General features: G+C 72.1%; 16 protein-coding genes and 2 pseudogenes. All 18 read right to left on the bottom strand.

The annotated features are described in order from the left end of the window. Positions 1-2,373 (bottom strand): xanthine dehydrogenase subunit D, encoded by a 2,373-nt coding sequence (pucD, locus tag HF519_RS03945; protein ID WP_169410238.1) that lies wholly within the window; start codon positions 2,371-2,373, stop codon positions 1-3. Then, the gene (locus HF519_RS03950; RefSeq protein ID WP_169410239.1) at positions 2,370-3,734 is read right to left on the bottom strand and encodes an 8-oxoguanine deaminase; all 1,365 of its coding nucleotides are present in this window, start codon (positions 3,732-3,734) and stop codon (positions 2,370-2,372) included. Before HF519_RS03950 ends, pucD begins: the two co-directional genes overlap by 4 nt. After that, on the bottom strand, positions 3,731-4,213 hold the full coding sequence (locus HF519_RS03955; protein WP_169410240.1) for a (2Fe-2S)-binding protein: 483 nt from the start codon (positions 4,211-4,213) through the stop codon (positions 3,731-3,733). Before HF519_RS03955 ends, HF519_RS03950 begins: the two co-directional genes overlap by 4 nt. A 5-nt stretch (positions 4,214-4,218) precedes the next feature. Then, positions 4,219-5,103, bottom strand: coding sequence for an FAD binding domain-containing protein (locus HF519_RS03960; protein ID WP_169410241.1), 885 nt, complete (start codon positions 5,101-5,103; stop codon positions 4,219-4,221). 68 nt (positions 5,104-5,171) lie between these two features. Continuing rightward, entirely contained in the window at positions 5,172-5,660 is a 489-nt protein-coding gene (locus HF519_RS03965) for a nucleoside deaminase (protein WP_169410242.1), read from the bottom strand. Continuing rightward, positions 5,657-6,574 (bottom strand): factor-independent urate hydroxylase, encoded by a 918-nt coding sequence (gene pucL, locus HF519_RS03970; protein ID WP_169410243.1) that lies wholly within the window; start codon positions 6,572-6,574, stop codon positions 5,657-5,659. Before pucL ends, HF519_RS03965 begins: the two co-directional genes overlap by 4 nt. A 3-nt stretch (positions 6,575-6,577) precedes the next feature. Beyond that, complete coding sequence (uraH, locus tag HF519_RS03975) at positions 6,578-6,925, bottom strand: hydroxyisourate hydrolase (protein WP_312859886.1); 348 nt, start codon at positions 6,923-6,925, stop codon at positions 6,578-6,580. Further along, positions 6,922-7,449: a 2-oxo-4-hydroxy-4-carboxy-5-ureidoimidazoline decarboxylase gene (gene uraD / locus HF519_RS03980; protein ID WP_169410244.1), complete on the bottom strand. Its 528-nt coding sequence runs from the start codon at positions 7,447-7,449 to the stop codon at positions 6,922-6,924. Before uraD (HF519_RS03980) ends, uraH begins: the two co-directional genes overlap by 4 nt. After that, positions 7,449-9,386 carry a 2-oxo-4-hydroxy-4-carboxy-5-ureidoimidazoline decarboxylase gene (uraD, locus tag HF519_RS03985; protein ID WP_169410245.1) on the bottom strand — a complete coding sequence of 646 codons (1,938 nt, stop codon included), beginning with the start codon at positions 9,384-9,386 and terminating at the stop codon, positions 7,449-7,451. The genes uraD (HF519_RS03980) and uraD (HF519_RS03985) overlap by 1 nt, the downstream gene beginning before the upstream one ends. Positions 9,387-9,812: 426 nt before the next feature. After that, entirely contained in the window at positions 9,813-10,307 is a 495-nt protein-coding gene (locus HF519_RS03990; protein ID WP_169410246.1) for a bifunctional nuclease family protein, read from the bottom strand. 73 nt (positions 10,308-10,380) lie between these two features. Continuing rightward, positions 10,381-11,808, bottom strand: a complete 1,428-nt coding sequence (locus tag HF519_RS03995; RefSeq protein WP_169410247.1) for a DUF2252 domain-containing protein — start codon at positions 11,806-11,808, stop codon at positions 10,381-10,383. Positions 11,809-11,951: 143 nt separating this feature from the next. Then, the gene (locus HF519_RS04000; RefSeq protein WP_211169510.1) at positions 11,952-12,740 is read right to left on the bottom strand and encodes a citryl-CoA lyase; all 789 of its coding nucleotides are present in this window, start codon (positions 12,738-12,740) and stop codon (positions 11,952-11,954) included. A 177-nt stretch (positions 12,741-12,917) separates the two neighbouring features. Beyond that, positions 12,918-13,094: pseudogene (locus HF519_RS33180) on the bottom strand (CoA transferase); the annotation flags it as partial. Positions 13,095-13,119: 25 nt separating this feature from the next. Next, positions 13,120-13,413: pseudogene (locus tag HF519_RS33185) on the bottom strand (CoA transferase); the annotation flags it as partial. After that, the gene (locus HF519_RS04005) at positions 13,410-14,114 is read right to left on the bottom strand and encodes a GntR family transcriptional regulator (RefSeq protein ID WP_169410249.1); all 705 of its coding nucleotides are present in this window, start codon (positions 14,112-14,114) and stop codon (positions 13,410-13,412) included. The pseudogene HF519_RS33185 and the gene HF519_RS04005, both read right to left, overlap by 4 nt. Positions 14,115-14,201: 87 nt before the next feature. After that, complete coding sequence (locus HF519_RS04010; RefSeq protein WP_169410250.1) at positions 14,202-15,047, bottom strand: oxygen-binding di-iron domain-containing protein; 846 nt, start codon at positions 15,045-15,047, stop codon at positions 14,202-14,204. A 45-nt stretch (positions 15,048-15,092) separates the two neighbouring features. Further along, complete coding sequence (locus tag HF519_RS04015; RefSeq protein WP_169410251.1) at positions 15,093-16,631, bottom strand: AMP-binding protein; 1,539 nt, start codon at positions 16,629-16,631, stop codon at positions 15,093-15,095. A 39-nt stretch (positions 16,632-16,670) separates the two neighbouring features. Continuing rightward, positions 16,671-17,882, bottom strand: a complete 1,212-nt coding sequence (locus tag HF519_RS04020; RefSeq protein WP_169410252.1) for an acyl-CoA dehydrogenase family protein — start codon at positions 17,880-17,882, stop codon at positions 16,671-16,673. Between the last annotated feature and the right edge of the window lie 66 nt (positions 17,883-17,948).

Raw genomic sequence — 17,948 nt, forward strand, 5'->3', positions numbered from 1 at the left:
TCACGTCCCGGTGATGTACTCGGGGCGGACCGGGACCCGGGTCAGCGCCCGCCCCGTGGCCTGCCGGATCGCCGCCACCACCGCGGGGCCGGACGAGATCGTGGGTGGCTCCCCGACCCCCCGCAGCCCGTAGGGGGCGTGCGGGTCCGGGTACTCGAGGACCTCGATCCGCATCGGCGGCATGTCCAGGATCGTCGGGATCAGGTAGTCGGTGAACGACGGGTTCCGGATCTCACCGCCCTTCACCAGGATCTCCTCCATCACCGCCAGCCCCAGGCCCTGCCCGGTGCCGCCCTGGATCTGCCCGATCACCGCCTCCGGGTTGATCGCCTTGCCGACGTCCTGGGTGCAGGCCAGCTCGACGACCTTGACCAGCCCCAGCTCGACGTCGACGTCGACCACCGCACGGTGTGCGGCGAACGCGTACTGCACGTGCGCGAACCCCTGGCCGGCCTCCGGGTCGATCGGTTCGGTGGGCCGGTGCCGCCACTCGACGGTCTCCTCGATCACCTCGTCCCCCAGGATGTCGGCCAGCGCCCCGAGCACGCCCTGCCGGTCGCTCACCACCTTGCCGCCCTCCAGGCGCAGGTCGGCCACGGTGCGGCCGAGCCGCTGCTGCGCCAGGCCGAAGAGCTGCTCCCGGACCTGCTCGCAGGCCGCCTTGACGGCGCCACCGGTCATGTAGGTCTGCCGGGAGGCCGAGGTCGACCCGCCGGAGCCGACACCGGTGTCCTTCGGGTGCACCACCACCTCGTCCACGCCGAGCTCGGTGCGGCAGATCTGCTGCTCGATCGTGACCAGGCCCTGCCCGACCTCGGCCGCCGCGGTGTGCACGGTCACCGCCGGGGCGCCGCCGATCACCTCGAGCCGTACCCGGGCGGTGGAGTAGTCGTCGTAGCCCTCGGAGAAGCCGACGTTCTTGTAACCGACGGCGTACCCGACCCCGCGCACGACGCCCTCGCCGTGCGTGGTGTTGCCGACCCCGCCGGGCAGATCGCGCAGGTCCGGGGCCGTGCCGGCGCCGTGCTCCGGGGGCAGGGGCATCGCCTCCAGCCGGCGCAACAGCTCGGCCACCGGGGCCGGGCTGTCCACGATCTGGCCGGTCGGTGACTCCGAGCCCAGCTCCATCGCGTTGCGGCAGCGCAGTTCGACCGGATCCATACCCAGCGCGGCCGCGAGCTTGTCCATCTGCGCCTCGTAGCCGAAGGCGGCCTGCACCGAGCCGAAGCCGCGCATCGCGCCGCACGGCGGGTTGTTGGTGTAGACGCCGTAGGCGTCGACGTGCACGTTCGGCACCACGTACGGGCCGATGCCCATCGTGCCGCCGTTGCCCACCACCGCCGGGGTGCTGGAGGCGTAGGCCCCGCCGTCGAAGTAGATCTCGCACCTGACGTGGACGAGCTTCCCCTCGCGGGTGGCGCCGTGCTCGTAGCGCATCATCGCCGGGTGCCGGTGCACGTGGCCGAAGAACGACTCCTCCCGGTCGTAGACCATCTTCACCGGCCGCCCGGTGCGCAGCGCGAGCAGGCAGGCGTGCACGTGCATCGAGAGGTCCTCGCGGCCGCCGAACGCGCCGCCGACCCCGGCCAGGGTCAGCCGCACCTTCTCCAGGGGCAGCCCGAGCGCCGCGCAGACCTGCTTCTGATCCACGTGCAGCCACTGGGTGGACACGTACAGGTCGACCCCGCCGTCCTCGGCGGGCATCGCGAGGCCCGACTCCGGGCCGAGGAACGCCTGGTCCTGCATCCCGACCGTGTACTCGCCGGTGACCACCACGTCGGCGGTCGGTGCGGGCTCGCCCTTGCGGATCTTGAGGTGGCGGACGAGGTTGCCGTCCGGGTGGATGGGGGCGCTCTCCCGGCTCAGCCCGGACACCTCGGCCGGCTGATCGTGCACCTGGTTCCAGGTCGGGTGTCCGAGCGCGGCCATCGGGTCGGTGACCGGCTCCCACACGTCGTAGTCGACCCGGATCTTCTTGGCCGCCTGCCGGGCGATCTCCGGGTGGTCGGCGGCGACCAACGCGACCGGTTCACCCTGGTAGCGGACCACGCCCTCGGCGAGCACCGGCTGGTCGGACAGTTCCAGACCGCACACGTTCCTGCCCGGGACGTCCTCGGCGGTGAGCACCGCGTGCACGCCCGGAACGGCGAGCGCCTCGCCGATCTCGATCGACCGGATCCGGGCGTAGGGCCGCGGGCTGCGCAGCGTGACACCCCACAGCATGTCGTCGGTCCACAGGTCGCTGCCGTAGGCGAACTCGCCGGTCACCTTGAGCGCGGCGTCCGGCCGCTGGGCGTTCGCGCCCACGCCGCCGGTGGTCGGGCCCGCCAGCTCGCGCGGGGCGCCGGTAGGTGTTCGGGTGGGTGTGCTCATGAGGTGACTCCGGCTCGGGTGAGGAGGGTCTGATGGCTGCGACGGGCCGCGCAGGCCGACTCGGCCTCGTCGACGGTGACCACGCGGTCGCGTTCGACGACGGATCGTCCGTGGACCAGCAGCAGCTCCAGCGGGGGTGGCGCGCCCAGGACAAGGGCGGCCACCGGGTCGGCGATGTCGATGTGCGGCAGCGTGTCCAGCCGCCACACCGCCAGGTCGGCGAGCTTGCCCGGCTCCAGCGAGCCGATCTCGGCCTCGCGGCCCAGTACCCGGGCGCCGCCCATGGTGGCCATCTCGAGGGCGTCCATCACGGTCAGCGCCCGGGGGCCACCGCGGGCCCGGGCGAACAGCAGGGCGTGGCGCACCTCCTCGAGCAACGAGCCGGCCTCGTTGGACGCCGCCCCGTCGACGCCGAGCCCGACCGGGACACCGGCGTCGCGCAGGTCGCGGGTGCGGCAGATGCCCGCCCCCAGCCGCGCGTTGGACGACGGGCAGTGCGCCACCCCGGTGCGGGTCGCGGCCAGGGCGCGCACGGCCGGGTCGTCGAGGTGGATCGCGTGCGCCAGCCATACGTCCGGCCCCAGCCAGCCGAGGCTCTCCACGTACTCCACCGGGGAGCAACCGAAACGCTCCCGGCAGAACTCGTCCTCGTCGGCGGTCTCGGCGAGGTGCGTGTGCATCCGCACACCCCGGGCGCGGGCCAGTTCCGCGGACCGTCTGATCAGTTCACCGGTCGCCGAGAACGGCGAGCACGGCGCGACGACGATGCGCAGCATCGACTCCGGCGACGGATCGTGGAACCGGTCGATCGCGGTCTCGGTCGCGGTCAGGATCGCGTCGATGTCCTCCACGACGTCGTCCGGGGGCAGCCCGCCAGAGCTGTGCCCGAGGTCCATCGAACCCCGGCTCGGGTGGAACCGCAGACCGACCTCCGCCGCGGCCGCCACCTCTGCCCCGAGCAGGTCACCGCCGTCCCGGGGGAAGACGTAGTGGTGGTCGCTGGTCGTGGTGCACCCGGTGCGGGCCAGCCAGGCCATCGCGGCCCGCGCCGCCGCGTGCGTGATCTCGGCGTCGAGACCGGCCCACACGGGGTACAGCGCGGTCAGCCAGCCGAACAGGGTCTCGTCGACCGCGAGCCCGCGGGTCGCCCACTGGTAGAGGTGCTCGTGGGTGTTCACCAGACCGGGCGTGACCAGGCAGCCGGTGGCGTCCACCCACCGGGCACCCGGGGCGTCCGGCGCCGGACCGGGTCCGACGGCCACGATGTACGCGCCGTGGATCACGACGTGTCCGTCCTCGAACACCGTCCGGCCGGCGTCCACGGTCGCGACGGTGGCGCCTTCCAGCACGACGGTCCTCATGGCCCTGCCTCCGGCACCGCCATCCGGTCGGCCGCCAGCCGCACCGCGTCGAGGATCTTCTCGTAGCCGGTGCACCGACAGAGGTTCCCGGCCAGCGCCTCACGGATCTCGGCGTCCGACGGGCGTTGCGACGTCGCGAGCAGCGCGTGGGTCTGCACGAGCAGGCCGGGGGTGCAGAACCCGCACTGCACCGCGCCCGCCTCGACGAAGGCCTGCTGCACCGGGTGCAGGTCGGGGCCGTCGGCGAGGCCCTCGACGGTGCGCACGTCGCGGCCGCGCCCCTGCCCGGCCGCGACCAGGCACGAGCAGACCGGAACCTCGTCGAGGTAGACGGTGCACGAGCCGCACTCGCCCTGCTCGCAGGCGTTCTTCGAACCGGGCAGTCCCATCCGCTCCCGCAGCACGTAGAGCAGCGACTCGCCCTCCCACACGTCGTCCGCGGTCCGGTCGACGCCGTTGACGGTCATCTGGATGCGCATCGGATCTAGGCCCTTCCGTCGCTGGTGGAGGTGCGGTAGTCGTGCCAGGCCCAGGCCAGCGCCCGGCGGGCCATCACCGCCAGCGAGTGCAGGCGGTAGGCGGCGCTGCCCCGCACGTCGTCGATGGGCGAGGCGGCGTCACGGACCCGGCCGCCGAACTCGGTCGCGAGCGTCTCCGGCAGCTCCGCCCGGGAGTCCCACAGCCCCTCGTCGTCCAGGGCCGCGGAGAGGAAGTCCTCGGCTCCGTGCGCCCGGCGCGGTGTGGGCGCGGCCGAGCCGATACCGGTGCCGACGCGCCGGCGTTCGGGGTGCAGTGCCAGGCCGAAGGCCGACACCGCGATCACCATCGCGTTGCGGGTGCCGATCTTGCAGAACTGCTGCGGCCCGGTCGATGGGGCGATCAGGATCGCCGTGATGAGCTCGTCGCGGTCCAGCGCGTTGCGCTTGACCCCGGTGAAGAAGTCGGTGACCCGGATCTGCCGGGTGCCCCGCACCGAGGCGACCTCGACGACCGCATCGGCCGCGAGCAGTGCGGGGTGCGAGTCGCCGGCCGGGGAGGCGGCGCCGAGGTTGCCACCCACGGTCCCGCGGTTGCGGATCTGCGGCGAGCCGACCGTGCGGGCGGCCATCGCAAGGCCGGGCAGCCGGTCGGCCAGCTCGTCGATCACCCGGGTGTAGCTGACGCCGGCACCGAGCCGGATGTGCCCGTCCTCCGGCGCCCACTGTGCGAGCTCGTCCACCCGGTTCAGGTCCAGCAGCGCGGCGGGGCGGTGCTTGTCGAAGTTGAGCTCGACCATGACGTCGGTCCCACCGGCGATCGGCAGGGCGTGCGGATGCTCCGCCTTCGCCGCCAGGGCCTCGTCCAGAGTGGTCGGCTGGAGGAATTTCATCAGGTGTTCCCCGTTCTCAGGGTTGATGCTTCGGCCCTGACGAGCAGGCCTCAGGGTCGAGCGGGCCCTCAGTACTGGACCCGGTCGGCCTTGGCGAGCCAGGCCTCGAACGGGCGGATGGCGCCCGGGACATCCACGGCGGCGACCTCGGTCTTCCACTCCGACCGCTCGGTGGCGAACAGCCGGTAGAACTCCAGGTCGTCGAAGCCGCCGCGGGCGGCGTCGTAGCGGTCGGCGGCGTAGACGACGCGGTCGACCCGCGACCAGAGCGACGCGGCCAGGCACAACGGGCACGGCTCGCACGAGGCGTACAGCACCGTGCCGGCCAGGCTGAAGTCACCGCGCGCCCGGCAGGCCGCCCGGATCGCGACGACCTCGGCATGCGCGGTCGGGTCGTTGTCGCGGGTGACGCGGTTGACCCCCTGGCCCAGCACCGCCCCGCCCTCGACCACGACGGCCCCGAACGGGCCGCCGCCGTCGGCCACGTTGCCGACCGCGAGCCGCACGGCCTCGCTCAGCCAGCGCTCGTCGGTGCCGACCGTCGTCCCGGCGCTCACGACAGCCCCGCCACGGTCTGCCACGCCGGGCCTGCCGCGGGGGCGTCGTCGCGGGCCACGTTGCACTCGATCAGCCCGTACGGCCGGTCGTCGGCGTGGAACACCTCACCCGGGTTCTCCAGGCCGAAGGGACCCAGGTCGACGAGGAAGTGGTGCTTGTTCGGCGCCGAGAGCATGATCTCGGCGACCTCGGGGTGCGTGACGAGCACCGCCCGGCCCATCTCCCACAGCGTCTGCTGCAGCGCGAGGCTGTGCACCTCGGCGAACCGCGCGAGCAGTATCTGCCGGATGTCGGCGTAGGCCTTGCCCCAGTCGATGCCCCCGTCACCGCCGGTCCCGACGTAGCGCCACCGGGCGACCAGCGAGGTGGCCATGATCCGGTCGCCGGTCTCGCGCAGCGTGGTGTAGCCGTCACGCAGGTAGCCCCGGAACTCCGAACCGGTCGACTTGAGCACCATCAGGTCCTTGAGCCCGGAGACCACCCAGACCCGCTGGTCCGCGCCCGTGCCCTCCACCGTGACCTGGGTCGTCCGGACCTCCTGCCCGCTGCGCACGAACGTGTGCGGGTGCTCGGCCCCGGCGATGTTCACGCGGTTCCAGGCGTACTCCTCGACCACGACCCGCGCCCCATCGACGGGCTCGATGTCGTCGACGAAGTGCGTGGCCAGATCCAGCGCGTAGGTCTCGATCTCACCGAGGCCCTTCTCCTTGGCGTAGGCGTAGCAGGTGTTCTTCTGCGTGTCGGTCGGCAGCACACGTGCCTGGTCGCCGGTGGTGTGCGCGTCGGTGAAGTCCCCGCGCAGCGACGTCGAGACGTTGACGTCGCGGATCTCGTGGCGGTCGGTGTCGCGGTAGATCCGCACGACCCGGTTCTCCGCCTTGCCGTACTGGTTGGGTCCCAGAACGATGGACATCGGTCAACTCCCGCGGTACGTCGAGTAGGCGTAAGGACTGAGCAGCACCGGCACGTGGCAGTGCCGCTCCGGGCCGGGCAGGGCGAAGGTGACGGCGACCTCCGGGTAGAAGCCGCGCTGACCGGTGGCCGCGAAGTAGGCGCCGGTGTCGAGGACGAGCCGGTAGGTGCCCGCCTCGGCGGTGCCGGGGCCGAGGTCACGGGCCCGCCCGTCGGCGTCGGTGTGCGACTTGGCGAGGACGGCGATCACGTCCGAGCCGCCGTCGGACAGCCGCTCCAGGCGCACCGGCACCCCCGCCGCCGGTCTGCCGTGTGCGCTGTCGAGCACGTGCGTGGTCACGGCGCTGGTCACGTTCCCTCCTCCACCAGCCGGGCCAGCCGGCTCCTGTTGATCGCGGCCAGCTCCCGGCGGAGCACGGCCCGTTCGGTCTCGCTGTCGTTGGTGAGCCGGCGGTGCAGGTCGTCGAGGAGGTCCTCGGCGCTGCGTCCGGCTGCCGCGACCAGGTACACCTGGCCGAAGCGCTGCTCGTAGCGCTCGTTGCCGGTCGCGATGGCCCGCCGCGTCGCCGCGTCGGCCCGCCCGACGGCGGACTGCTCGCGGGCCGAGGCCGCGTCGCCGTCGCGGCGCTCCCCGATCCGGGGGTGGCCGTCGAGCGCGTCGTCGAGGTCGGCATCGGTCAGGTCGTCGAGCGCGCGGTCCGCGGCCTCGTAGAGCTCCGCCGGCGAGCCGTAGGGCCGGCCGGCTGCCAGCCGCTGCGCCCACCGGGGCGAGGAGCAGCAGGTCAGCAGCGCCCGCCGCGCCTCCTCCTCGGGCAGCGCGTTGAAGCGGTCGAGGCCGCCGGCCGGCGGGGCGTCCTGTGATGGGCGTCGGTGCATCAGTTCTGCAGGTTCTCGTAGCGCTGGGTGCGGGCGGTGTGGATCGGATTGGCGTCGGCCACCAGGTCGTCGAAGCGGTGGCCGGCGATCTTCGCGATCTCGATCAGTGCGGCGGCGTGCTCCTGCGTGGGCGAGTTGTGCAGCCGGGTCCGCCCCTGCTGCAGGATCTGGTTGCGGTCGCGCACGTCCCGGACGCAGACGATCAGCGGGAAGCCGAACTTCGACTCGTACTCCGAGGTCAGCTCCCGGAACTCCTCGTGGTCCTCGTCGGCGAGCCGGGTGAGCCCCACGGCCTCCTGGTCCCGGGCGGACATCTCCCCGGCCTCGCCCTCGGCGACGGCCTGCGACCCCAGCGCCGGGTAGTGGGTCATGAGATCGCGCTGCTGCTCGGGTGTCGCCCCGAACAGCGCGTCCTGGAACGCCGTGCGCAGGGCGTGCGTGTCGGTGAACGGGCGCTGCGCGTAGGCGTTCTCGACCGCCCAGGTGGGGCCCTGGAAGATCTTGCCGAAGGCCCGGACGAAATCGTCCTTGCTCATCTCGTTGACCTGCGAGAGCCGGATGTCGCCGTGCCCCGGGGTCCCTGCGACCGCGGGCCCGCGGCTCCTGCCCACGTGGTGGAACACGACGTTGAGCAGGATCGCCGTGAGACTGCCCAGCGTGATGCCGCTGCCCAGGATGATCTGCGCCCACGGGGGCACGGCCTTGGCGATGTCGGGCTGGGCGGTGACCAGCAGGGCCAGCCCGAGGCTGGTGCCGACGATGACGATGTTGCGGTGGTCGTTGAAGTCGACCTTGGCCAGGGTCTGGACGCCGACCACCGCGACCGTGGCGAACATCGCGAGGGCGGCGCCGCCGAGGACCGGGTGCGGGATGCCGGCGACGATCGCGCCCGCCTTGGGCAGCAGGCCCAGGATGATCATGAAGAGGCCGGCGGCCGCGACGACGTAGCGGCTCTTGACTCGGGTCAGCCGGACCAGCCCGACGTTCTCGGCGAAGCAGGTGTAGGGGAAGGAGTTGAGGATGCCGCCGAGCGTGGTGGCGAGCCCGTCCGCCCGCAACGCGCGAGCGATGTCGTCCTTGCCGACCTTCTTGTCGACGATCTCCGCGGTGGCGAAGACGTCACCCGTGGTCTCCACCGCGGTGATCATCATGACGACGATCATCGAGATGACCGCGGCGACGCTGAACTGCGGCCAGCCGAAGTAGAACGGCGTCGTGACGCCGACCCAGGCGGACTCGCCGACGGCGGAGAAGTGCGCGTCGCCGAGCGCCCAGGCGACCAGCGTGCCGACGACCAGGCCGACCAGGACCGCGATCGTGGCCATGAACCCGCGGAAGACGCGCTGGATGAGCACGATCAGCGCCAGGGTGCCCAGCGCGTAGGCCAGGTACCTGCCGTTGGTCGGGTCCGGGGACGAGCCACCGCCGACGGCGTCGAGTGCCGCGACCGGCAGCAGGGCGATTCCGATGATCGTGATCACCGTGCCGGTGACGACCGGCGGGAAGAACCGGATCAGGCGCCCGAAGTACGGCGCGATGAGGAAGGTGAACAGGCCGGCCACGATGACCGCGCCGTAGATGACCACCAGCCCCTGGGTCCCGCCGCCGGCAGCGAGCCCGATCGCGATCATCGGGGACACGGCGGTGAACGTGACGCCCTGCAGCAGGGGCAGCTTCACGCCGACCTTCCAGAAGCCGACCGACTGGATGATCGACGCGATGCCGCAGGTGAAGAGGTCGGCGTTGATCAGGTGCACCAGTTGCTGGTCGGTGAGGCCGATGGCGCCCGCCAGCAGGATCGGCACGATGACCGCTCCGGCGTAGAAGGCCAGCACGTGCTGGACGCCGTAGACCGCCAGCTTGCCGGGAGGAAGGAGCTCGTCGACCGGGTGCTTGCGTTTGCGGCGCGGAGTCGGCGCGCTGACCGATCGGGCCATGATGTCACCTCAGGGGGTTGGAGCCTCGACTCTTCCGCTATGCGGAATTACTTTTTCTTATTGCGAGAAGGCTAGGAGGACCCCCGGCGGTCGTCAAGGATTTTCCGTGAGATTGGTCACGTGGCGTGCGCGCCATCGAGGCGGCTCCGCCACATGGGGCAACGACGCTGGGTGAATCGGCCGGTGCGGCGGCGGGAGCGCACCGGCCGCCCGCCCGGGCCGGCATCGAGCCGGCGGCCTCCCGCTGCAGCTCGGCGCGCTGGTGATGGCCACGAACATGACCATCGGGATGTCGCTGTGGATGCGCTACCGCGGGCACGGCTGGAGGAGCATCACCGAGATGGGGGCGTCGATGTACATCCCGTTCATCGTGTTGTTCGTGCCGATGTGATGGAGCCTGATCTCCGGCCACCGCGCGCGGCGGGGTCAACCGGCGGTGTCGCCGAAGTCCTCCGGGGACACCTCGTCGATGAACTGCCGGAACTCCCGCAGCTGGTCGGCCGGCGGGGCGTCCCCGCCGTGCGGGAACAGTTCGGCGATGGGCTGCCCGACCTCGTCGAGGACCGCCTCGTGCACCGCGATCGGGAGCCCGTCGCGAACGGCGACCGCCAGGGCGTCGCTGGGCCGCGCGGGAATGCGGGTGTCCTGGTCGAACACCAGATCGGCCAGGAAGACGCCGTCGCGCAGTTCGGTGATCTCCACCCCCTCCAGGCTGCGGCCCAGCCCGTGCACGATCGGCCCGATCAGATCCTGGGTCAGCGGCGGGTCGCCGTCTGCGCGCGGCCCGAACGCGATCACCTCGGCCTGGGCGGGCCGCAGGAACACCGGGACGCAGCGCTCCCCGTCGATCTCGCCGAGCAGGAGCACCGGCTCCCGGGTTCGGGCGTGGACGATCAACCTCAGCACCCGCATCGCACGCATTCGTCACCCCGATTGGTCCGAAAAGTCCGGGTGCCGGTCTCCGGCACCGGCGGCGCCGTGCCCGAACGCGATCTCACATCCCGTGCTGCACCGGCAGCAGGCCGCGGTCGACGGCCTTCACCAGGGCCTGGTGGTCGGCTTCGGTCTGATCGGCGTAGGCGCGGGCGAAGCGGCACAAGGCGATGTCGAGCTTGTCCGAGGAACCGGCGTAACCCGCGATCATGGACGCGCCGCTCGTGCGGGCATGCCCCTTGGCGAGCAGGTGGCCCACGATGCCGGCGTAGTCGGTGAGAGCGGCGGCGTCGATCGAGTCGAGAGCGACCGAGCCCTTCATGTTGCGGAACTGCCGCACGTAGTACTGGCGCCCGTCCACGGTGGTCCATCCGAGCAGCGGGTCGCTGACGGTCTGCAGGGCCTGCTGGTACTCGACGACCCGCTGGCCCTGATGCGCGTGCCAGGCCGAGTCGCCGTGCACGAACCGCGCCAGGACCGACCGCCGGGCCTGCTTGAGCTGCAGGAAGACCACGTCCTCGGGGCTGCTGCCCTCGAGCAGCGCGACGTAGGCACGCAACCCGACGCTGCCCACGCCGACGACCTTGTGCGCGATGTCGACCAACGTGTAACCCCCGAGCGCGCGCCGCCAGTGCGGGGCGAGGGTCGCCAGGTAGTCGTCGAGCCCGGCCGCGATCCGGTCGGCCTCGGCCGGGGCGACCCGGGTGATCAGCGGCGGTTCCTCGACGATACGCCGGCGGCCTTCGAGCTCCTCGGTGAACCGGGGCAGGGCACGGTCGCTGGTGCGCCTCCGGGCCCGTTTCGTGGCACGCTCGATCTCGGCGCGCAGCGAGGCGTCCGAGGTGGTCTCGTGCAACCGGTCCACGTCGAGGCGCTGGTAGGACCGCGAGAGCAGCGGCTGGTCGGCGAGCTCGCGGACCTCGTTGCGATACGCGGCGACGCAGGAGGCGACCGCGGCCCCGCAGCCGTCCTCGCTCGCCCCGTTCTGCCGCCCGGCCACCCAGATGCTGCTCACGAGCCGGCGCAGGTCCCACTCCCAGGCACCGGGGTGGGCCTCGTCGAAGTCGTTGAGGTCGATGACGAGATCCCGCTCGGGGGAGGCGTAGAAGCCGAAGTTGCCCAGGTGCGCGTCACCGCACACGACCGGGGTTATCCCGGTCGCCGGCAGCCGGGCGACGTCCTCGGCCATCACGATCGCGGTCCCGCGCAGGAACCCGTACGGGGAGGCGACCATCCGGCCGACCCGGATCGGCACGAGCCCGTCCACTCGCCCCTCGTGCGACTCCATGATCAGCTGAACCGGGTCCGGCCGGCCGGGCGGTGACCGCCAGTCGGCCAGCGCCGAACGCGGCACCCGCTTGCGCAGGCCACGTCCGATCTCGTACCGCTCCGCGCGCGAGACGGAGCGGCGACGCAGCGACGCGTAGGTCCCGCCGTCGGCATCGGCCAGCACGACGTGGCCACTCGGGGAGGCGAGTTGATCGGTCATGTCGGCACCCGGATCTGTCGTGCGGACCGTGATCGACGATCCTACGTGCAAGATCGCGGTACGGCGAGGCGAGCGGACCACCGGCGTGCGGCCGACGGCACGTCGCGCCGCCGGTCCGTGCCGGGTGCCCCGTGCGTACCGGTTCAGTCGGCCGGCGGGCCCGGCACGTACTCGGCGCGCTCGTCGACGGCCCGGTAGAGCTGCAGGCCGATGGGGTCACGCATCTCCTCGGCCACGTGCGCCAGCAGCCCGGCGGTCCGGGCGAGCAGCGCGAAGCCACGCGCCAGCTCCGGCGAGAACCCGAGATCGGCCAGTGCCGCGCCGCAGACCCCCGCGCCGTTGACGGGGAGGGTGCGGCCCAGCACCTCGGGGTGCACCCGCTCGACCGCGGCGAGCAGCGACAGGTGCGGTCCCAGCACTCCTTCCCGGGCGGCGATCTCGTAGATCACGGGGGTGCGCGGATCGCCCTCCTTGTGGACCGGGTGGCCGAGGCCCGGGATCGTCTGCCGGCGCTCCCGGTACTGCCGCAGCAGCTGCATGGCGCGGGCGTCGTAGTCCGATTCGTCGCGCAGTTCGGCGGCGCCGGCGAGGCCGTCGGCGAGGAAGCGGGCGACGTCCTCGGTCACCCCGAGGAACCGCGACCCGCCCCCGAGCAGTCCACTCGCGACGGCGCCCTGGATGGACTCGGGCGCGCTGGTCAGCGTCATCCGCGACGCGATGACCATCGGGGTCAGGCCGTGATCGGTCAGGGCGACGAGCACCGCGTTGAACAGCGCGCTCTCGCCGTCGGACGGCCGGCGTCCGGCGACCATCCAGAAGGCCAGTTCGCCGAACGACACCTTCCCCATCAGGTCGCCGGCCACATCCTGGCCCATCAACCGGATGTGGTGCAGGTCGGACGTGCCGAGGCCGGTGCGGTACGTACTGCTCATCAAGGGCTCCTGCGTTCGATCGGCTGAGGGGTGCGGCGGACCGTCACAACGCGCCGTCCGCCCGGAGCGCCTGCGGCTCGGGGCCGCCGAGTCCGAGCAGGTCGCGGTAGATCTCGTCGTGGTGCCGGCCGAGCTCCGGCCCCGGCCGGCCGGCACGCCCGCCTCCTGCATGCAGGTGAGGACGTCGCCGCGGTCGCGTGCCCGGGTCCGGTGCGAGATCAGGACATCGAGCTCCTCCTGCTTCGCACCGCGCGCCTGATGGGGCGCGAACCGGGGAGCGCCGGACAGCTCCGGTCGCCCGATCGCCTGGCAGGAGCGGTGGAACACCGTGTCCCGATCGGCCCCGATCCGCACGTCCGAACCGGCCCGGCCGGTCCGATCCGGACCGTTCCCGGCGTTTCCCGGACACCGTCCTTTCCGGCAGCAGCGCCTCCATCAAGGCGAGCACGGCCTCGTAGATCGCGCAGTCGACCACCTGGCCGCGCCCGGTGCACTCCCGCGCCTGCAGCGCCATGGCCGCGCCCAGGGCCGCGAAGGTCCCGGCCAGGGAGTCCCCGAGCGAGACCCTGACCAGGTCCTGCCCCTGCGGGGTGCGGAGGTTGCACGGGCCGGCGTCGAGCGTCCCGGCCTCGATCACCCGGATGCCGGACAGCGGCCGATCGGCGGTCGTCACGGATCTCCCGCCGAGCCGGACCCGGCGGCGGCATCCGCGGTCGGGTCCCGGCGCAGGTCGGTCCGCCGCAGCGTCACCCGCGCGGCCCGGATGTGGGCGCGCATCGTGGACTCCGCCCAGTCCCCGTCGCCCGCGATGAGCGCCTCGAGGATGTCGCGGTGCTGAGCGAAGCTGCGGGCCAGCTCCTCCCGGGTGTAGTGGTGGAACGTCTCGCGGACCAGCGGCCCCTGGATCAGCACCGGGAGGATGTTGAGGAGCAGCTGGCGGTTGCCGGCCGCCCGGTGCACAGCGGCGTGGAAGGTCAGGTTGAGCTGCGTGAGACGCCGGCAGTGCTGCTCCCCCTCCTCGTCGAGCAGCCGCTCCATCTCCGTGCACAACGCGTCGAGCCGGGCGAACTCCGCCGCGTCGAGCGCACCGCACCGGGCGGCCCGCCGGGCCGCGTAACCCTCGAGCATGACGCGCAGGTCGTAGATGTCGTCGAGGTCTTCCGCGCCCCACCCGACGACCATCGCGCCGCGGTTCGGCTGGATCTCGACGAAACCTTCGGCCTGCAGCCGGCGCAGCGCCTCGCGTACCGGCGTCCGGCTCACCCCGGTGCTCAGCGCGACGTCCTCCTCGCGCAACCAGGTCCCGGCCGGGTACAGACCGGCTGCGATGCCGTCCTGCATGGCCTTGTAGGCCACCGCGGCCGCTCTCGCCATGGGGCTCCTCATGTCGGCGGCTCGACGGGTCGCCCGTGCGGGCGGGCCGGCCCGGTCACCGCGCACCCCGACGGCGCTCGCTGCGGATCACTCGCCACCCATCGCGCGCAGCATCATCTCCAGCACCGCCTGGTCCGGGCACGGTGGCGGCTCGGCCCCGGCCAGGTTGCCGAGCATGTCGAACGCCTGTGCCACCGAGGCGCCGCTGATCACCGCGCTGTGCCCCGACGCGATGGTCGTCATGCCGTGGGCGCGGACCTGGCGGACGCACCGGGCGTACTTCTTCTTCTGGACCATGCTCAGCCACGGCGAGAGCGCGTGCAGGCCGAACATCACCATCCCGCCCCACCACGCCTCCGGGTCCAGGTCGGCGACGTCGCCGACCGGCGACGCGCCGGGACCACCCGGCACCGGCGACGCGAAGGCGTCGGCCGCCCAGTAGACGCCGGTGCTCGTGTCGAACAGCCCGCGTGTGGCGGGCGAGTCGTAGACCGGTGGCCGGACCGCGACCAGCGTGCGGTCGCCGGCGTCGAAGGACTCGCCGTCGTTGACCCAGCGGCAGCGGTTGAGATCGAAGTCGTAGGCGTTGGCGAACCGCTCCACGAGCGTCCAGCTGCAGACCAGGGTGGCGTTCGGACAGGCGTCCATGACCTGGGCCAGGTTGCCGGTGTGGTCGGAGTCGTCGTGGGTGAGGAACACCCAGCGCACGTCCTGCGGTTCGACGAGGCCGAAGACGTCCTGCAGCCACGCCTCCCGGTTCCGCGCCGAGCCGGTGTCGACGATGATCGGCTCGGCCCCCTGGATGACCATGGAATTGAGGTAGACCGAGAGGGGCTGGCCGAGCGCGTGCTGGACGTCCTGGATGAGATGGGTTCCCGGAGCGATCTTCCTGGGCGCCAGGTGCACGCGGACGTCGTCGTCGGCGAGGGTCATGGTCTCGACCTCCGAATTCCTGAAGTGGACCGGAGCGGGAGCCGCTCAGGCCGGGGTCAGCTGTTCGAGATCGGTCTCCCCGCTGGTCCGATCGGTCGGAAGCTGCTTCTTGGCGATCTTCTGGGTCTCGGTCAGCGGCCAGGCGTCCACGAACTCGACGTAGCGCGGCCGCTTGTACGGCGGCAGCCGGTGCTCGCACCAGTCCCGCAGTTCCTCCGGCGTCACCGCGGCCCCCGGCCGGAGCATCACGAAGGCCTTGACGTCCTCCTCGGTGAGCGGCGACGGCACGCCGATCACCGCGCTGGAGGACACCGCGGGATGGGCGTCGATGACGATCTCGACGTCCGCCGGGGACAGGTTCTCCCCGCGGCGGCGGATCATCTCCTTCATCCGGCCGGCGAAGTAGTGGTTGCCGTGCTCGTCGCGGAAGGCCAGGTCACCGGTGTGCAGCCAGCCGTCGCGCAGCACCGCGGCCGACTCCTCGGGCATGTTGTGGTAACCCGGGGTGGTAGCGGGATTGCGCAGCAGCAGCTCGCCGGGCTCGCCGACCGGAACGTCCGCGCCGGTCGCGTCGACGATCCGCGACTCGTTGATGGTGCCCAGCCTCGGGTGCTGCCGCGGCCGCCCCATCGACCCGTACGCCGTGGGCTCGTCGATCGGCACGATGAGGCCGTAGGGGGTCTCGGACAGCGCGTAGCCGATCACCAGACGCAGGCCGAAGCGGTCCTCGATCTCGCGGTGCCGCTCCTCCTTCGGCGCGGGCGCCGAGTAGCAGAACCGCAGCGAGTGGTCCCGCTCGGCGGGCGACGGCTCGCGCTCCATCAGGATCTCGACCATGGCGCCGATGGCGTTGAACACCGTCGCGCCGTAGTCCTTCGCGGTCTGCCAGAACGTGCTGGCCGAGAAGTGCGGCAGCAGGGCCAGCCCCGCGCCGCACCCGTACGACCCGAGCGTGGAGTAGGCCTGGGCGTTGAGATGTGACAGCGGCAGCGTCGTGAGCAGCACGTCGTCGGCGGTGAGACCCAGCCAGTACGGGTAGCCCTCGGCGGCCATCGTGTACATGCCGTGGGTCTCGATGATGAACTTCGGGCGGCCGGTGCTGCCCGAGCTCTGGATGTAGGACGCCGGCTGGCCGGGCGTACAGACCGCGGGCTCGGCGGGCTCGGCCAGGCACAGCGTCGCCACGTCCACCGCGGCCACCGAGTCGGGCACCGGCATCCCGGCAGGGCCGACGACCAGGGTCGCCCCGGTCTCCTCGACCACCGCGCCGAGTTCGGACTCCGCGGCCTTCGGGTTCATCGCAACGCTGACCGCCCCGGTCAGCACCACGCCCAGCCAGGCCCGCAGGAACTCCAGGCCGTTGGGCAGCACGATGACCACCCGGTCCCCCGGCGCGACACCGCGCTCGCGCAGCCCACCGGCGCAGCGACGGGCATCGGCGTACATCTCGGCCCGGGTGGCGGAGCCGTCGGGGGTGCGGCACCAGGGGATGTCCGGCCAGCGCCGCGCGCCCTGCTCGAGGAACTCCGGCAGCGTCAGCACCTCGCCCACGCCGCTGTCCATCGTCTCGTCGGTGGTCCTCATCCGTTTCCTCCGTGGGTCCGCGCCGGAAGCGGTGTCGCGCTACAGCAGGGGCGAGTTGGGCTCCAGCCCACACAGCGCGCGCCCGTAGAACTCCAGGCCACTCGTCGGCGACATGATCGCGTGCACCTTGAGCGCGGCGGCGTCCCGCGCGATCCGCTGCATGGGCGAGCTGCGATGGATCGCCGACGCGCCGGACGCGGCCCGCAGGATCTCCACCGCCTCGGAGTACAGCTGGGTCGCGTACGCAACCTGCGCCCACAGCTGTGCGTGCTCACCGACCGCGTACGCCGACCCCTCCGCGGCGTGCCGGTCGACGATGTCGGCGACCTCGAAGGTCAGGTGGTCGGCCGCCCGGATCCGCATCGCGGCCTCGGCAGCCTGGTGGTGACGGATCGGGGCCTGGCTCTGGTCCCCGTAGGTGGTGTAGGTGATCGGCCGCCCCGGCAGCCGCTCGAGGAACAGGTCCAGCGCCGCCTTGGCCACCCCCGGGAAGCCCAGCGAGCCGGTGGTCAGGATCGTCGAGATGATCGGCGTCCGGTACAACGGCGAGTCCGCGTTGCGGACGGTCTTGAACCGGCCCTCCTTGGCGTCGCCGAAGTGCATCATCCGCTCGGCGGGGACGTAGATGTCCTCCCCGATCACGGTGTTGCTGCCGGTTCCGCACAGGCCGCTGGTCTGCCAGTCGTCGACGATCGTCATGCCCTCGTAGGGCACGAGGAACATGCCGAATCCGGGTGCTTCGGACTCCGGGTCGATGACAGCGCTGCGGATCGCCCACTTCGCGTGCGCGCAGCCGGTGTTGAACGGCCAGCGCCCGCTGAGCCGGTACCCGTCCCCGTCGGAGATCGCGACGGTCCCGCCGAGGGGGAACGACACGGTGATCCGGACGTCGGGGTCGGCACCGAAGATCTCGTCCTGCACCTCGTCGGGGAACAGCGAGGCGAACAGTGTCCCGTCGCTCCACAGACCCGAGACCCATGCGGTGGACGAGCAGCCCTTGCCCAGCTCGCTGTAGACGGCGACCTTCGTGTGCGTGTCGGCCTCGTAGCCACCGAATCGGCGGGGAAGGGTGAGCTTCAGCAGGCCGGCGTCGACCAGGGCGTCGACGTTCTCCTTCGGGAGCCGGCCCTCGTTCTCGCAGCGCTCGGCGTTCTGTCGGAGCAGGGGGACCAGCGCAGCCGCACGCGCGACGAGCTCCTCCCGCGTCGGCGATGTGGTCGTATGCGAACTGCCGGCGGTCATCGTGCTCATGGGAGGTCCTCCACTTCGTCGGGGAGTCGCCGCAGGGGTCGGCAGGGTGGCCGGCCGGGGCGCCGC

This window comes from Pseudonocardia bannensis, assembly GCF_012911875.1.
GTDB classification, from domain to species: Bacteria; Actinomycetota; Actinomycetes; order Mycobacteriales; family Pseudonocardiaceae; genus Pseudonocardia; species Pseudonocardia bannensis.

Bases quoted from the DNA above. Each gene is read 5' to 3' on its own strand.
- pucD (WP_169410238.1), bottom strand. From the start codon at position 2,373: ATGAGCACACCCACCCGAACACCTACCGGCGCCCCGCGCGAGCTGGCG.
- HF519_RS03950 (WP_169410239.1), bottom strand. From the start codon at position 3,734: ATGAGGACCGTCGTGCTGGAAGGCGCCACCGTCGCGACCGTGGACGCC.
- HF519_RS03955 (WP_169410240.1), bottom strand. From the start codon at position 4,213: ATGCGCATCCAGATGACCGTCAACGGCGTCGACCGGACCGCGGACGAC.
- HF519_RS03960 (WP_169410241.1), bottom strand. From the start codon at position 5,103: ATGAAATTCCTCCAGCCGACCACTCTGGACGAGGCCCTGGCGGCGAAG.
- pucL (WP_169410243.1), bottom strand. From the start codon at position 6,574: ATGTCCATCGTTCTGGGACCCAACCAGTACGGCAAGGCGGAGAACCGG.
- uraD (WP_169410244.1), bottom strand. From the start codon at position 7,449: ATGCACCGACGCCCATCACAGGACGCCCCGCCGGCCGGCGGCCTCGAC.
- uraD (WP_169410245.1), bottom strand. From the start codon at position 9,386: ATGGCCCGATCGGTCAGCGCGCCGACTCCGCGCCGCAAACGCAAGCAC.
- HF519_RS03990 (WP_169410246.1), bottom strand. From the start codon at position 10,307: ATGCGTGCGATGCGGGTGCTGAGGTTGATCGTCCACGCCCGAACCCGG.
- HF519_RS03995 (WP_169410247.1), bottom strand. From the start codon at position 11,808: ATGACCGATCAACTCGCCTCCCCGAGTGGCCACGTCGTGCTGGCCGAT.
- HF519_RS04000 (WP_211169510.1), bottom strand. From the start codon at position 12,740: ATGAGCAGTACGTACCGCACCGGCCTCGGCACGTCCGACCTGCACCAC.
- HF519_RS04005 (WP_169410249.1), bottom strand. From the start codon at position 14,114: ATGGCGAGAGCGGCCGCGGTGGCCTACAAGGCCATGCAGGACGGCATC.
- HF519_RS04010 (WP_169410250.1), bottom strand. From the start codon at position 15,047: ATGACCCTCGCCGACGACGACGTCCGCGTGCACCTGGCGCCCAGGAAG.
- HF519_RS04015 (WP_169410251.1), bottom strand. From the start codon at position 16,631: ATGAGGACCACCGACGAGACGATGGACAGCGGCGTGGGCGAGGTGCTG.
- HF519_RS04020 (WP_169410252.1), bottom strand. From the start codon at position 17,882: ATGAGCACGATGACCGCCGGCAGTTCGCATACGACCACATCGCCGACG.